The 14,575-nt window shown below is 47.0% G+C and carries 15 protein-coding genes; all 15 read left to right on the top strand.

Going from position 1 to position 14,575, the window contains the following annotated elements:
* Positions 1-4 precede the first annotated feature (4 nt).
* The 15 genes from OKC24_RS09825 to OKC24_RS09755 all read left to right on the top strand — a co-directional run bounded on the left by OKC24_RS09825 (position 5) and on the right by OKC24_RS09755 (position 14,571).
* Positions 5-253 (top strand): acyl carrier protein, encoded by a 249-nt coding sequence (locus tag OKC24_RS09825; RefSeq protein WP_005012586.1) that lies wholly within the window; start codon positions 5-7, stop codon positions 251-253.
* The gene (locus OKC24_RS09820; RefSeq protein WP_131276822.1) at positions 250-804 is read left to right on the top strand and encodes a COG4648 family protein; all 555 of its coding nucleotides are present in this window, start codon (positions 250-252) and stop codon (positions 802-804) included. The genes OKC24_RS09825 and OKC24_RS09820 overlap by 4 nt, the downstream gene beginning before the upstream one ends.
* 77 nt (positions 805-881) lie before the next feature.
* Entirely contained in the window at positions 882-2,543 is a 1,662-nt protein-coding gene (locus OKC24_RS09815; protein ID WP_131276819.1) for an ApeI family dehydratase, read from the top strand.
* Positions 2,544-2,557: 14 nt separating this feature from the next.
* Positions 2,558-3,292, top strand: coding sequence for a glycosyltransferase family 2 protein (locus tag OKC24_RS09810; protein WP_131276816.1), 735 nt, complete (start codon positions 2,558-2,560; stop codon positions 3,290-3,292).
* A gap of 17 nt (positions 3,293-3,309) precedes the next feature.
* Positions 3,310-4,224: a lysophospholipid acyltransferase family protein gene (locus tag OKC24_RS09805; RefSeq protein ID WP_131276813.1), complete on the top strand. Its 915-nt coding sequence runs from the start codon at positions 3,310-3,312 to the stop codon at positions 4,222-4,224.
* Positions 4,225-4,229: 5 nt separating this feature from the next.
* Positions 4,230-5,762, top strand: a complete 1,533-nt coding sequence (locus OKC24_RS09800) for an HAL/PAL/TAL family ammonia-lyase (protein WP_131276810.1) — start codon at positions 4,230-4,232, stop codon at positions 5,760-5,762.
* A gap of 9 nt (positions 5,763-5,771) precedes the next feature.
* Positions 5,772-6,191 carry an acyl-CoA thioesterase gene (locus OKC24_RS09795; RefSeq protein ID WP_005012597.1) on the top strand — a complete coding sequence of 140 codons (420 nt, stop codon included), beginning with the start codon at positions 5,772-5,774 and terminating at the stop codon, positions 6,189-6,191.
* Between the two features lie 61 nt (positions 6,192-6,252).
* Positions 6,253-6,840: a LolA family protein gene (locus OKC24_RS09790; RefSeq protein ID WP_252151917.1), complete on the top strand. Its 588-nt coding sequence runs from the start codon at positions 6,253-6,255 to the stop codon at positions 6,838-6,840.
* Positions 6,815-9,139, top strand: coding sequence for an MMPL family transporter (locus OKC24_RS09785; protein WP_131276804.1), 2,325 nt, complete (start codon positions 6,815-6,817; stop codon positions 9,137-9,139). Before OKC24_RS09790 ends, OKC24_RS09785 begins: the two co-directional genes overlap by 26 nt.
* Before the next feature lie 18 nt (positions 9,140-9,157).
* A complete protein-coding gene (locus OKC24_RS09780; protein ID WP_130146212.1) occupies positions 9,158-10,459 on the top strand; it encodes an NAD(P)/FAD-dependent oxidoreductase in 1,302 nt (433 codons plus the stop codon).
* Positions 10,449-11,006 (top strand): DUF3261 domain-containing protein, encoded by a 558-nt coding sequence (locus OKC24_RS09775; RefSeq protein WP_265465017.1) that lies wholly within the window; start codon positions 10,449-10,451, stop codon positions 11,004-11,006. The genes OKC24_RS09780 and OKC24_RS09775 overlap by 11 nt, the downstream gene beginning before the upstream one ends.
* On the top strand, positions 10,999-12,195 hold the full coding sequence (locus OKC24_RS09770) for a beta-ketoacyl-[acyl-carrier-protein] synthase family protein (RefSeq protein WP_265465016.1): 1,197 nt from the start codon (positions 10,999-11,001) through the stop codon (positions 12,193-12,195). The genes OKC24_RS09775 and OKC24_RS09770 overlap by 8 nt, the downstream gene beginning before the upstream one ends.
* A complete protein-coding gene (locus OKC24_RS09765; RefSeq protein ID WP_265465015.1) occupies positions 12,192-12,629 on the top strand; it encodes a hotdog family protein in 438 nt (145 codons plus the stop codon). The genes OKC24_RS09770 and OKC24_RS09765 overlap by 4 nt, the downstream gene beginning before the upstream one ends.
* A complete protein-coding gene (locus tag OKC24_RS09760) occupies positions 12,626-13,351 on the top strand; it encodes a 3-ketoacyl-ACP reductase FabG2 (RefSeq protein WP_265465014.1) in 726 nt (241 codons plus the stop codon). The genes OKC24_RS09765 and OKC24_RS09760 overlap by 4 nt, the downstream gene beginning before the upstream one ends.
* Entirely contained in the window at positions 13,351-14,571 is a 1,221-nt protein-coding gene (locus OKC24_RS09755) for a beta-ketoacyl-ACP synthase (RefSeq protein WP_265465013.1), read from the top strand. Before OKC24_RS09760 ends, OKC24_RS09755 begins: the two co-directional genes overlap by 1 nt.
* Positions 14,572-14,575 lie beyond the last annotated feature (4 nt).

Here is a 14,575-nt window from a genome sequence, read left to right as displayed (position 1 = left end):
TGCTATGCTTGCACAAGAAACCGTGTTAGAAAAATTACGTGAGTGGATGGAAGAGCTGTTTGAAATTGCGCCTGAAGATGTGCAGTTAGAATCAAACTTAGCTTCAGACCTTGATGTTGACAGTATTGATGCCATTGATTTGGTGGTGAAAATTAAAGAGTTGACAGGCAAACAAGTCAACCCTGAAGACTTTAAAAACGTGCGTACCGTACAAGATGTGGTGGTCGTGATTCAGAATATGTCGGCTGCATGAACAACATTTTAAAAGGGATAGCAGGGGTCGGATTGATCCTCTATCCTTTTTTTGTCGCTTATGCTTTAGCGCACGGACAGTATGTCTGGGTCAGTGCGGTATTGATTGCACTGGGCGTCTTGCGCCTATTGAGTAAGGGTAATGCCTTGCTGTGGCCATTGACGGGTTTTGCCATTTTATGCGGCGGGCTGAGTTTGATTTTAAAAGATCATGCGTGGCTTAAACTCTATCCTGTCTTTATGAGTCTCGGGGCGCTATTTATTTTTGCCAGCACTTTGATTAGACCGCCTTCAATGATTGAACGTTTTGCACGTTTGGCAGAGCCTAATTTGCCCGAAGAAGGGGTAGAATGGACCCGTCAAGTGACCAAAGTTTGGTGTGGGTTTTTCTGCATCAATGCGGTTATTGCCTTGATCACCGTTTTTTTCGCACCAATGACGATTTGGGTGCTGTATAACGGCTTGATCTCTTATGTCTTGATGGGTGGACTGTTGCTGGGTGAGTTTGTGTTGCGCAAACGCCAGCAGCGACTGCATCAGGCACAGAAATAACAGCATTTCCGTCAGGGCAGCTGAAACAGCAGCCTCGAACTATAGCGATTAGAAATACGGTTTTAAAAACAAATTTTATGTCTTGTCATTTTCAACACCATCTCCATTCATTGCGTCCCCTGTGTATTCAGGCGGACTCAAGTTTCGTTTCCTTTCACACTTTTTGGTTGGATGTGGCTGAACAGGCTGCGCAAATTCAGCCGTTGGAACAGCCTGTATGGGCGCTTTGGCAAGAAGACAGTTATGAGTTTTTAGTATTGTTGTTTGCGGCCTTGCAAGCAGGCAAGCAAGTGCTGTTGCCGCCGCATCGGGTCAGCGACTTAGAAAAAGAACTGGCTGAACAGCAGATTTATTTTTTAAAACGTTTGCCATCGACAGCAGAGTCAACCTTCGAGCTTCAATTTGATGCTGCCTTTCTCAATCAGGCTCAGCTGTATTTTTATACTTCGGGTTCAACTGGGCAGCCGAAAAAGATTCCGCGGACCTTGCAGCAGTTGTTCAATGAAGTCTGTGGTTTAGAGGCTAGTTTTGATTTGCCTGAGCAGGCGGTAGCCATTGCCACGGTGAGTCATCAGCATATTTATGGTTTGTTGTTTAAGTTGTTGTGGCCCTTAGCCAGTGGGCGCAGTTTCTATCAAAAACAACTGGCTTTCCCTGAAGATGTGGTCGATATTCAAAAGAAAATTGCCCATGTGCAGCTGCCCAATTATCTGATTTCCAGCCCCGCTTTGTTGAAGCGCTGGACCACAGATGTGGTATTGCAAGACTGCCATGGGGTCTATTCCTCTGGTGGAAAGTTGGATGCAGGTGTGCGTCCTTTGCTGAACCGTCCGATTACTGAAGTGTTTGGCAGTTCTGAAACAGGCGGGATCGCCCACCGTCAGGCAGATGATGCGCTATGGACACCCTTTGCCAATGTCGAAATTAACTGCGCCAAGCAGCAAGAGTTAGCCGTTAAAACCAACCATGCCTTTAGCGCGGATTGGATTTTAACTGGGGATAAAGTGCAGGTCGTGGATGCACAGAATTCCAAAAGTCCGTTTCAGTTATTGGGACGTTTGGACCGCATTGTTAAACTTGAAGAAAAGCGCTTAAGTCTCGATGCGATTGAAGCGAAAATCGCTGAGTTGGCTGAAATACAGCAGTGCCATGTTTTAATTCATGAAAAAGAACAGCGTCAAATTTTGGCAGTGGTGGCTGTGTTGACTGAGAATGCAAGGGCGCTGCTCACCGAAAAGGGCAAAGCTGCCTTTACCGCACAGCTGAAAAAACAATTACAACAGAAACTGGAAAATATCGCGATTCCGCGGCAGTGGCGGTTCTTAACGCAAATGCCACAAAATGCACAATCGAAGCTGAATAAACAGTATTTAAAATCACTCTTTCAACCGATGACCTTGCCTGTGGTATTGACGCAGCAGTCTCACGATATGCAGATCAGTTATGCTTTGGAGTTTGTGCCTGAGCTGGAGTGTTTTAAAGGGCATTTCCCGAACTTCCCGATTTATCCAGGCGTAGGGCAAATTGGATTTATTCAACATTTTGCCAAACAAAACTGGCCGGATTTACTGTGGTGCAATGGTTTTGAACAGTTAAAATTTCAAGGACTGATCCAACCCTATCAAACGGTGGAACTGGTGCTCAGCCGTAAAGCGCATAAGGTCAGTTTTGAGCTGAAAAATCATGACAAAATATTGGCATCAGGACGTTTGCTGTTTGCTGTCCCTTCAGACGTTTAAGCCGAGAGACAAAAATGAAACACTGCTTTGTGATTCCTGTGTATAACCATCCGCATTATTTGTCTACGTTATTGTCACATTTAGCCTCTTTTGAGTTACCTATCATTATGGTGAACGATGGCAGTGATGCTGCTTGTACGGCAGTGTTACATCAGCTCGCGCATGACTACCCAAGGGTCGATTTGGTTGAACATACACACAATCAAGGTAAGGGGCAGGCGGTGATCACGGGTCTCAAGCATGCCTTTCAATGTGGTTATAGTCATGCCTTGCAATTAGATGCCGATGGACAACATGACTGGCAAGACGTGCAACACTTTTTAGACACATCTATCCAGCATCCCGAAGCCATGGTTATTGGTCAGCCGATCTTTGATGCGACTGTTCCAAAAAAACGTCTCTATGGCCGTTATGCAACGCATATTTGGGTGTGGATTAACAGCCTGTCTTTTGAGATTAAGGACAGCATGTGTGGCTTTCGCATTTATCCTTTGGCGCAGACGGTAAACATTTTAAATACAGCCAAGTTTCAACCACGGATGGGCTTTGACTCGGAAATTTTGGTGCGTTTGAAATGGGACAATGTACCGTTTATCAATCTGCCCACGCATGTGGTTTATCCTGAAGGCGGCATTTCACATTTTGATGTTTGGCGGGACAATCTGGGCATGGCACGCGCGCATAGCCGCTTATTGGGTGGCATGCTGCTGCGGTTCCCCAAACTGATTTATCAGAAAATCAAAGGCTAAGGCGGTCAGAGAAGCATATGCAGAAATGGAGTGCCGTGAAAGAGCGGGGCGGGATGTTGCCGCTGATGCTGATGCTGGGTTTCTACCGTTTGGGTGGGCGCTGGCTGTGCCGGTTCATCTTGTACTTTGTGATTTTATGGTACTGGCTCTTTTCCAATACCGCGCGTCAGGCTTCCCTGTTGTACTTAAAAAAACTGCATCATTTTGCAGGTGCGCAGTCGCCGTTTCAGGCTGAGCCGCAGCTGTGGAACAGCTATACGCATTTGATGCAATTTGGTGAATGTATTTTAGATAAAATTGAGGGCTGGCTCGGGCATATTCCTGAGCAGAACTTAAATCTGCATGGTCATGCGCACTTGCATTCGCACTATCAAAAAGGTGCGGTGATTGTGGTGTCGCACTTTGGCAATATTGAATTACTCCGTGCAGTCAAGGCAGAGCATCCGCAGAAAATTAATGTGTTGGTCTATCAAAAGCATGCCACCAAATTCAATGCATTTTTAAAAAAGTTGAATGAACATGCCGATGTCAATTTGGTTTCGGTGGATGAGTTGGGAGTCGAAACAGCACTAATTTTGCAGGATAAATTGGATCAAGGTGAATGGGTGATTGTGGCGGCAGACCGCGTACCCGTGCAGTCAGATCGGGTACAATCAGTTGCTTTTTTAGGTGAGCAAGCGCTGTGGCCGCAGGGTGCTTGGATTTTATCCAGTTTGTTAAAAGCCCCTGTATTGGCAGTGTTTTGCTATCGAGTCGATACACATTTTGAAGTGCATATTCATCAAGTCGCGGAGCAGTTAAACTGGCCACGTAAAGAGCGTTTACAGGCCATGCAACAGACCATACGACAGTATGTGCAACTGTTGGAACAGCATTGCATACGCGCGCCCTATCAATGGTTTAATTTTTATAATTTTTGGAATAAAGGATAAGTCTTGTGTTAATTGTTGGGGAAACTCCGCTCAGTATTGAAGATGTTGTGGCTGTAGCGCGTAAAGAAAAACAGGTGGCATTGCCTACCTCTGCTGAATGGACAGCATTGATTCAACGCGGCGCAGATTTCCTCGATCAGCTGTTGCAAGACGAAGGTGTCATTTATGGCGTGACCACGGGTTATGGAGACTCGTGCTTGGTTGAAATTCCAGCCCATCAAGTGCATGAGTTGCCGCTACATTTGTCGCGTTTTCATGGCTGCGGCATGGGGCAAAACTTAGACTTAATTACCGCACGTGCTGTCGTGGTGGTGCGTTTATGTTCTTTGGCGCGCGGTTATTCGGGTGTCTCGCATGCCTTGTTACAGCGTTTGGTCTGGATGCTGAATGAAGATGTGATTCCGGTGATTCCCTCGGAGGGTTCGGTCGGTGCCAGTGGTGACTTGACGCCTTTGTCTTATATCGCTGGGGCATTGGTCGGTGAGCGCGATGTGTACTATCAATGCCAGATTGTACCGATTGCGCAAGTGTATGCCGAAAAAGGCTTGCAGCCTTTGGTGATGCGTCCTAAAGAAGGCTTAGCCCTGATGAATGGTACAGCGGTCATGACCGCGATTGCTTGCCTCAACTATAAAAAAGCAGAACAGATTTCTTTTGCCAGTACCTTGATTACCGCACTAAATGTTTTGGCCTTAGAGGGGAATCCAAGCCATTTTGATGAAGTCTTGTTTGCGCAAAAACCACATCCAGGACAGCAACATATTGCAGCCCAATTACGTGACTGGTTAAACAGTGAAGTACAAACTGAACACCAAAATTCACGCCTGCAAGACCGTTATTCATTGCGCTGTGCACCGCATGTGATTGGGGTGTTTGAAGATTCTAAAGTCTGGCTGCGTCAGTTTATTGAAAATGAACTGAACTCAAGTAATGACAATCCATTGATTGACCCTGTCAATTTGCGGGTACTGCATGGCGGACATTTCTATGGCGGCCATATTGCCCAAGCCATGGACAGCCTGAAAATTATGATCGCGAATATTGCTGACTTGATGGATCGTCAGTTGGCACAGTTGGTGGACTATAAAATGAACAATGGTTTACCGCGTAATTTAACCGGTTCTAGTCCTGAGCGCTTGCCGCTGAATCATGGCTTTAAAGCGGTACAAATCGCGGTTTCGGCATGGACAGCAGAAGCCTTGAAACAAACACTCGCTGCGTCGATTTTCTCACGCTCAACTGAATGTCATAATCAAGACAAAGTCAGCATGGGCACTATTGCCGCGCGTGATGCTAGCCGTATCATTACCTTAACCGAACAAGTGATTGCGGCACTCAGCTGCGCAGCGGTTCAGGCGGTTAAACTCAAAGGGGTATATACAGAACTCAGCCCTGTTTTAACAGCATTTCAACACTGGGTGCTTCAGAGCTTCACCTATGTAGAGGAAGATCGTCCTTTGCAGCAAGAGCTTCAAGCATTGGTTAATCGCTTTGAGCAGTTAGAACTGTTAGACAGCATTGCTGTTCAATATTCATAGGAAATGAGCATGCATGCTGATGTAATCATTGAAGTGCCCTTTCATGATGTCGACACTATGAACGTGGTGTGGCACGGGCATTATTTAAAATATTTTGAAATTGCGCGCTGCAAACTGCTGGATCAATTTCACTATAACTATAACCAAATGCGTGACTCGGGCTATGCATGGCCGGTGATTGAAAGTCATGTCCGCTATGTACAAGGCATTGAGTTTGAGCAAAAAATTCGTGTGCGCGCCGTTCTGAAAGAGTGGGAAAACCGTCTGAAAATTGAATATCTGATTTTCGATGCAGTTTCGGGCAGAAAGCTGACTAAGGGCTATACCTCGCAAGTGGCGGTACACATTGAAAAACGTGAAATGTGCTTCCAGTCGCCACAGGTGTTGCTGGACTGTTTAAATGCATGGCCTGAGTTTAAGGCGGAGTAATGCAAGCATGATTCGATATAAATTACCTAAGCCGATTTTGGTTGCGTGTACAGCCAGCGTGATGATTGTGCTTGCTCCCGCAGCGAATGCACAAAGTACTGAATTGAAGCAGGTGTTTGCTCAGCTCGGTGCAACGCCTGTGGTGCGTGCCCAATTTGAGCAGCAGAAGAAACTGGCCGCTTTGAATAAAACCTATGTGTCCAAAGGTACGGTACTGTTCAGCAAAAATCAAGGCGTGCTGTGGCAGATTCAAAGTCCAGTCAAAGCCGATTTGGTGGTGACACCGCGTAAGCTGGTACAAAAGACGCAGCGCACGTCCAGTCAAATTGAAGTCGATAAGACTCCTTATGGCTCTGTAGCGACGATGTTTTTACAGTTGATGTCGGGCAATGAAGCGGCGCTCGCTAAAAACTTTAATGTGGTGTCTGCCAATTACAGTCCGACGAAGTGGAATGTCAGCTTAACGCCGAAAAGCAGTCTATTTAAAAAGCTTTTTGTCCAAGTCGATGCGCAAGGTCAGCACTATGTGGACCGTATTACGATTTTGGAACAAGCCAATAATCGCACCATCATTCGTTTTAGCCAGCAAACGGCTCAACCTCAAACTTTAACGGCTGCGGAAAATGCGCTTTTCCAATTGGCAAAATAAATTTAGCGCTCTGTGGTTGTTGGTGCTGTGTGTCATTGCTTTGGCACTGGGCGTGGCTTGGCTGAATAAAGGCATCAAGATTGAGACCAATATTTTTGCTTTGCTGCCTGAAGCCCATCAAGATGCGCATCTGGAACAAGCGCAGCAATATGTCAGTCAGCAGTTAAATGACAAAGTTTTTGTGGTGCTGGATGCCAAAACAGATCTGCAATTAGAACAGGCAACGCAAGCACTCAAAACCCAAGCCGATCGAAGTCAGCTGTTTTTACCCGTTCGTCCGCAGCTTGATCCTGATCAATTTTCCCAAGCGCTGTATCAACACAAGGCGGGATTATTATCCAAGACAGATCAGCAGATGGTGCAAGGGCAGGATACTGCTGCGTTGATGGAGCAGGGCTTATTGCAACTGATGAGTCTGGGCATGCCAATCACGGCTGAAATGCTCAAGCAAGACCCTTTGTTGCTGTTTCCGCGCTATGCAGTGGGTTTAAGCGCCTTACAAAGCAATGCCGATATCAATTTAGAGCAGGGCTTTGCGACCATTCGTGATGAGCAGGGCATCTCGCGCCTGATGGTGCTTCAGCTCAACAACAGTCCTTATAACATTGCCTACCAAGAGCAGGCTGCTGCTTTTATTCAGAATATCAATCAGCAACTCAACCAGTTGCAGGTCAAGCCGCACTGGACAGGCACGCTGCTGTTTGCACAGTTCGGCACTAACTCTGCCAAAGAGGAAATTTCCACCATTGGCGTGGGTTCGACTATCGGGATTTTGCTTCTAGTCTGGTTTGGCTTCCGTTCGATACGACCGATGCTGACGGAAATGGTCGCAGTGGGTACAGGTAGCTTGGTGGCCTTTGCGGTGACGTATTGGGTTTTCGGTGAAATTCATCTGATGACACTGGTTTTTGGCGCCAGTCTGATTGGGGTCTGTGTCGATTTTTCATTTTACTTTATGGCCATGCAGTCTCAGCACCGACAGGTGGATGGATTTTCTGTTTTAAAACCATTATTGCCGAGTTTATTTGTGGGTCTGATGACCACGTTATTGGCCTATGTGGTGCTGAGTTTTACTCCATTTCCGGGCTTTAAACAGATTGCGGTCTTTTCCATGGTTGGGCTGAGTGCCGCATGGGTGACCAGTATTTTACTGCTGCCACGTTTGCCTGCGCTGAATGCGGAACCTGCGATACGTGCTTTGGGCTTTATTGGCAAAGCACGCAGTTATGTGCAGAGTCAAAATACGCTGCGTTATGGCATGATTTCACTGATTCTACTGGTGACAGGCAGCAGCCTCGTCTTTCTGAAAAGCAATGATGACATCCGCAATTTGCAAAGTATGGATGCCACCTTAAAGCAGGAAGATCAATACATCCGTTCGCGTTTTATGCAACAGCAAAGCAGTGAATACTTTGTGGTACAGGGCAGAACTCCAGCAGAGTTAGAGCAGCGTGAACAGCAGCTACTGGCAAAACTTGTGCCCTTACAGCAGGCTGGCAAGCTGGATGCTGTGCAAGCTTTAGGGCAGTGGATACCCTCGCTTGAGCAGCAAAAACACAATATCGCGATGTTACAGGCGATTCCTCAGTCCGCTTTAGTGAAATATGCGCAAGCGTTACAGCTCAATACTGCCGATGTTTTAAACTGGCAAGCGCATTTAAAAGACCAACCGTTATTGACCGAAGCTGTCTTTAAAGATCATCCCCTGCATTTTCTGCAGATGAGTCCGACGCAGCGTTTGGTGATGCTGCAAAATGTGCATGACGTCAAAGCTGTGCAGCAGCTTGAGAATGTTGATGTACAGCTGTTACGTCCAGTTCATCAACTGTCTGAATTGTTTAAACAGCATCGTGTGCAGGCACAGTGGCTATTACTCAGCGCTTTGCTGATGTTAGCTGTTGGCTTAGGCGCACTTTATGGCAAAAAATCCATTCTGCCTTTGGTGTTGCCTGTCAGTATGGCCTTAATGACCACGTTTGCCATTCAAGCATGGCTGGGTGTCGAGATTAATTTATTCAGCATTATGGGTACCTTCCTAATCATTGGGATTGGGGTGGATTATGCGATTTTCTACCGCCACGGACACGATCACCCGCAGGTGGTGGGCATGGCTTTGTTCCTGTGCATGATGTCGACGTTTTTTAGTTTTGGTTTGCTGTCTTTTAGTCATACCTACGCCATTCACAGTTTCGGCTTAACAGTGTTGCTGGGCGTTATTTTTTCATTTATTTATGCCACACTTTTTACATCCTCCGATGCAAAACATGTGGTGGTTCAACAATATCAGCCAAAGAGCTGAGTCAAAGGGTACAGTGCAATGAGCACCATGCAACAAACAGATGTTTTAATTATTGGGGCGGGACCATCAGGCAGTTCGGCCGCAGCTTTGCTGCGCCAAAAAGGCTATCAGGTTACGGTGATTGAAAAGCAATATTTTCCGCGTTTTTCCATCGGTGAGTCTTTATTGCCACAGTGTATGGTGTTTTTAGAAGAAGCGGGTTTGTTGGAGACAGTGCGTGCCCATGCTGACGAATATGCCTTTCAGTTTAAAAATGGCGCGGCTTTTTTAAGAGGCACACAGCGCAGTTTTTATGATTTTACTCAAAAGTTTAGTGAAGGCCCGGGGACTACATGGCAGGTACGACGTGCCAACTTTGACCAGCTTTTGGCACAGCAAGCTGAAAAAATGGGCGCGGACATCCGTTTTGGCCATGAAGTGTTGGCGGTCGATGTGACGTCTACACAGCCGATTTTGACGGTCAAAGATGCGCAAGGCGACAACTACCAAATCCAAGGCAAGTTCCTCTTAGATGCCAGTGGTTTTGGCCGCATTTTGCCGAAGTTTCTCGACTTAGAAAGCCCATCGGACTTTCCTGTGCGCCGTGCGGTTTTTACCCATATTGAAGACGGTCTATTGAATGACCCTGAGTTTGACCGTGAGAAAATTTTAATTACTGTGCATGAAAAAGACCACCGTGCGTGGTACTGGCTGATTCCCTTTGCCGATGGGCGTTCTTCATTTGGCATCGTGGCGGAGCAAGATTTCTTTGAAAAATACGGTTATGACGGCAGTGCGGACTATGACTTAGAAGCCTTGCAGAAACGTATTTTGGCGGATGATGCCAGCTTGTCGCATGTGCTGCGTCATGCTAAACATGATACTCCTGTCCGTACTTTGGTGGGCTATTCTGCCGATGTGAAACATTTGGCATCAAACAACTATGCGCTACTTGGCAATGCTGGCGAGTTCCTTGATCCTGTCTTTTCTTCAGGGGTAACCATTGCCTTGAAATCGTCCAGTCTAGCCGTACCATTGGTCGAGCAAGTGCTGCAAGGTCAGGCAGTCGATTGGATGGAGCAATATGAAAAGCCACTACGTAAAGGCATTCAAGTGTTCCGTGCCTATGTTGAGTCATGGTATTCGGGGGAGTTTCAGGATGTGGTGTTCTCCACTCATCAGGATGAAAAAATCCGCCGTATGATTGCATCTTTACTGGCAGGTTATGCGTGGGATGAGAGCAACCCAATTCATCGCAATGCCAAGCAACGTTTGAGTACTTTGGCCGAATATTGCCGAGAAGAACAACCAAAAAAAGAGTCGCTGACCGATGAAACTTAAGCTGCATTTGAAAACTGTCAGTTGGGTTTTAGCCAGTGCTTTGCTCTGTAGTGCCTGTCAAAGCTGGATCCCTAAAGCGCAAGGACTCGCGACCCCAGAGTGGGTGGCGCAAAATTACCAGCGCCAAGATCAAATTGAAGTGCAGTGGAAAAGCCAGAGTTTCAGTTTTTTACTGTACCAGCAGCAGAGGGGACAGGCGCTTGACATGCTGGCGCTCAGCCTCACTGGACAGCAGTTGTTTAAGCTCAGTTTTGATGGTCAAAAAGTACATGTGGAGCAGCGGATTGAGCCGATGAAATTATTGCCTTTTGATTATGTAGTACGCGATATTCTATATGCAACTTATCCTCATTTTGCAGCGCTGCATGCTGCTCAAAATGCGGTCGTGCAGAAAAACGATACCATTTATATACAGCAGCAGCCCGTGTTGAAAATTCAGCAAAATGAGGGAGCAATTGAGCTAGATAATTTGCAAGTGCCTTATCAGATGGTCATCAGTGCGGTGAGCAATACTTTAGAAGATGATCAAGGTGACCATCATGACTAAAAATCTACAGCATGTTTCAGCTGTTGGCATTCAGTTCAGTGCGGCGCTATCGGCTTTGGGACAAAATGCCGCTGAGCTTCAACATGCCTTAACAAGCACCAAAAATACCTTATCCCAACGAGAGGATCTGATCGCGGGGCGAACGGTCTGGGTCGGTGCATCTGACCAAGCCTTGCTTCAAGCAGTTCCTGCAAGCTTAAGCAGTGCAGACTCACGGAATTTACGCTTTGCCCTGACGGCTCTGGCACACATTGAAACCGAGATTCGGGCCTATACAGCACAGTTTGCTAAACAACGTCTTGCTGTGATTATCGGCACATCAACCTCAGGCATCGCGGATAATGAACCTACTTTAAAAGCACAGTTTCAACAGCCTGTGCCGCAGTCTATACAGCACCAAAAGCAAGAAATGGGCAGTTTAGCGGAAGCCTTACAACAGTATTTGGGCTGGGAAGGGCCTGCCTATACCATTTCTACCGCTTGTTCCTCGGCAGCTAAAGCGCTGGCGGCGGGGCAACGTTTGCTGAATGCCGATCTGGTCGATGCTGTCTTAGTCGGTGGAGTCGACACCCTATGCAAGCTGACTTTAAATGGTTTTAATAGTTTAGAAAGCTTATCGAGCGGAATTTGTCAGCCCTGTGGTGCCAACCGTGACGGTATCAATATTGGTGAAGCCACAGGACTGTTTTTACTTTCCAAAGCGCCCGCTCCTGTGATGTTGCTGTCGAGCGGCGAGTCAATGGATGCATGGCATATTTCAGCACCGCATCCAGAAGGGCAAGGTGCTGCGGAGGCGATGCAAAAAGCGTTAGATGCTGCGCAGCTTGAAGCAGGCGATATTGGATATTTGAACTTACATGGGACTTCTACACCGCAAAATGATGCGATGGAAATTCAAGCGGTACAGACTGTTTTTTCAGATGCAGCTGTGGCTTTGAGCAGCACCAAACATAAAACAGGGCATTGTCTGGGGGCAGCAGGTGCAATCGAAGCCTTTATTTGCCAGCAGGTTTTATTGGACCAATCCTGGTTGCCGCTACATCATGTAGGTGAGTTGGACGATGCGTTGGCTGGGCAAAATTATGTGCTTACACCGCATTTGAATACACCCATTCGCTATGCGATGAGTAATTCTTTTGCTTTTGGCGGCAGCAATATCAGTTTAATTTTCGGGACGGCTTTGCCATGATGGACGCAGTACAGTTTACTCCACATGAAAAACCGATGGTTTTCGTGAGTCATCTGATTGAAGCCAATGATGAGTTCGCCATTGCAGAACTTCACATCACGCCAGATTTGATGTTTTGTGAGCCAGATGGCTTGCCCACATGGAGCAGTATTGAGCTGATGGCGCAGACCATTAGTGCCTATGCAGGCTATAAAGGGCAAACTCAGGGATTGCCACCGAAAATTGGCTTTTTATTGGGAACGCGTAAAATGCAGTTACCCTGTGCCTATTTTAGTTTGGGTACAACCGTGCAGATTCGGGTCGAACAAAGTTATCTGCACGAAGGTTTGGGGCAGTTTAATTGTGAAATTGAATATCAAGAACATCGGTTCAGCGCTATGTTGAGCGTATTTGAGCCTGAAAATATGAATGAAATCATTGGAAAATTAGTGTGAACAGAAGAGTTTTAGTCACGGGTTCGAGCCGTGGAATAGGTAAAGCGATTGCTTTAGAGTTAGCAAAGGCAGGCTTTGATGTCACGGTGCATGCCCGCTCAAGACAGTCTGAGGCCGAAGCCGTAGCTCAGGAGATTCAAGCGCTTGGACAGGCCAGCCATGTACTGATGTTCGATGTGAATGAGCGTGAAAAGATTGCTGCCATTTTGGAGCAAGATATAGCACAGCATGGCGCTTTTTACGGTGCGGTGCTGAATGCAGGACTAACCCGTGATGGTGCTTTCCCCGCATTGACCGATGAAGACTGGGATGACGTGGTCTCGACCTCTCTGAACGGTTTTTATAATGTGCTGAAACCCTTGATGATGCCGATGATTCGCTTGAAAAAGGGCGGACGTATTGTGACCTTATCTTCGGTGTCTGGAATCATGGGTAACCGAGGTCAGGTGAACTATAGCGCTGCCAAAGCAGGCTTGATTGGCGCGACCAAAGCATTGGCGCTGGAATTGGCCAAACGCAAAATCACGGTGAACTGTGTGGCTCCGGGCTTGATTGAAACCGAAATGGTCACGGAAGAAGTGAAAGAGCATGCTTTGAAGATGATTCCGATGCAGCGCATGGGGCAGGTGGAAGAAGTCGCCAAAGCGGTGAAGTTTTTATGCAGTGATGATGCCAGTTATATCACCCGCCAAGTGATTTCAGTCAATGGAGGCCTGATTTAATGAAACGTGTTGTTGTGACAGGCATGTCAGGGATTACCTCTTTGGGGGAAACCGCAGAGCAAATTTTTGAGCAGTTTGCACAAGGCAAAAGCGGCATCCGCTACATGCCGGACTGGGAAATTTATCCTGATTTACGCAGTAAATTGGCGGGCCCCGTTGAATCCTTTACTGTACCGAAGCATTTTAACCGTAAAGTGACCCGCGGCATGGGACGTGTTGCTTTAATGTCTACGGTATGTGCTGAAAAAGCATTGGAAGATGCAGGGCTGCTGAATGATGAGATTTTAAAAAGCGGTGAAACCGGGGTTGCTTTCGGTTCATCGGCAGGCAGCGTAGATGCGGTTGCTGAATTTGGCGCAATGTTGCTGGATAATAATATGAACAAGCTGAATGCGACGACCTATATCCGGATGATGTCGCATACCAGCGCAGTCAATATGACGGTTTATTTTGGTCTAAAAGGTTTAACGCTGCCGACCTCAAGTGCCTGTACTTCGGGTTCCATGGCCATTGGCCAGGCTTATGAAGCGATTAAATTCGGCAAGCAAACTGTGATGATTGCAGGCGGGGCAGAAGAACTCAGCGCTGCAGGTTCTGCTGTGTTTGATGTGCTGCTGGCGACCAGTACGCAAAATGACAGCCCAGAAAAAACACCGCGTCCCTTTGATGCAAAGCGTGATGGTTTAGTGGTCGGTGAAGGCGCAGGCTGTTTGATTTTAGAAGAATATGAACATGCCCAAGCGCGCGGGGCGACGATTTATGCCGAGGTCATCGGTTATGGCAGCAATACCGACGGTCAGCATGTGACCCGGCCTGACTCTGAAATGATGGGCCGTTGCATGCAGTTGGCACTGAAAGATGCGCAGCTTGCTGCCGCGGATATTGACTATGTCAATGCGCACGGCACCTCAACCGATCAAGGGGATATTGCAGAATCGCAAGCGACCGCACGGATTTTGGGCAAGAAGCCGATCAGCTCATTAAAAAGTTATTTTGGGCATACGCTCGGGGCATGCGGGGCCATTGAGGCATGGCTGAGTATTGAAATGATGCTGCGCAATCAGCTGGTGCCTACGCTGAATTTAAATCAGCTTGACAGCGGCTGCGGTGATTTGGATTATATCGTCAATGAAATGCGTTCAGCAGAAACGCACATCATGATGAGCAACAATTTTGCTTTTGGAGGAATCAATACCTCCCTGATTTTTAAACATGTCTGATTAG

Source organism: Acinetobacter entericus, from assembly GCF_026168575.1.
In the GTDB taxonomy this organism is placed as follows: Bacteria; Pseudomonadota; Gammaproteobacteria; order Pseudomonadales; family Moraxellaceae; genus Acinetobacter; species Acinetobacter bouvetii.
The sequence above is the reverse complement of the archived record's forward strand: the minus strand, read 5'-3'. Positions and strand labels throughout refer to the sequence as shown.

What these genes read in the sequence shown, in the direction of transcription:
- OKC24_RS09825 (WP_005012586.1), top strand. Translation starts at nt 5, where the DNA reads ATGCTTGCACAAGAAACCGTGTTAGAAAAATTACGTGAGTGGATGGAA.
- OKC24_RS09820 (WP_131276822.1), top strand. Translation starts at nt 250, where the DNA reads ATGAACAACATTTTAAAAGGGATAGCAGGGGTCGGATTGATCCTCTAT.
- OKC24_RS09815 (WP_131276819.1), top strand. Translation starts at nt 882, where the DNA reads ATGTCTTGTCATTTTCAACACCATCTCCATTCATTGCGTCCCCTGTGT.
- OKC24_RS09810 (WP_131276816.1), top strand. Translation starts at nt 2,558, where the DNA reads ATGAAACACTGCTTTGTGATTCCTGTGTATAACCATCCGCATTATTTG.
- OKC24_RS09805 (WP_131276813.1), top strand. Translation starts at nt 3,310, where the DNA reads ATGCAGAAATGGAGTGCCGTGAAAGAGCGGGGCGGGATGTTGCCGCTG.
- OKC24_RS09795 (WP_005012597.1), top strand. Translation starts at nt 5,772, where the DNA reads ATGCATGCTGATGTAATCATTGAAGTGCCCTTTCATGATGTCGACACT.
- OKC24_RS09790 (WP_252151917.1), top strand. Translation starts at nt 6,253, where the DNA reads ATGATTGTGCTTGCTCCCGCAGCGAATGCACAAAGTACTGAATTGAAG.
- OKC24_RS09785 (WP_131276804.1), top strand. Translation starts at nt 6,815, where the DNA reads ATGCGCTTTTCCAATTGGCAAAATAAATTTAGCGCTCTGTGGTTGTTG.
- OKC24_RS09780 (WP_130146212.1), top strand. Translation starts at nt 9,158, where the DNA reads ATGAGCACCATGCAACAAACAGATGTTTTAATTATTGGGGCGGGACCA.
- OKC24_RS09775 (WP_265465017.1), top strand. Translation starts at nt 10,449, where the DNA reads ATGAAACTTAAGCTGCATTTGAAAACTGTCAGTTGGGTTTTAGCCAGT.
- OKC24_RS09770 (WP_265465016.1), top strand. Translation starts at nt 10,999, where the DNA reads ATGACTAAAAATCTACAGCATGTTTCAGCTGTTGGCATTCAGTTCAGT.
- OKC24_RS09765 (WP_265465015.1), top strand. Translation starts at nt 12,192, where the DNA reads ATGATGGACGCAGTACAGTTTACTCCACATGAAAAACCGATGGTTTTC.
- OKC24_RS09755 (WP_265465013.1), top strand. Translation starts at nt 13,351, where the DNA reads ATGAAACGTGTTGTTGTGACAGGCATGTCAGGGATTACCTCTTTGGGG.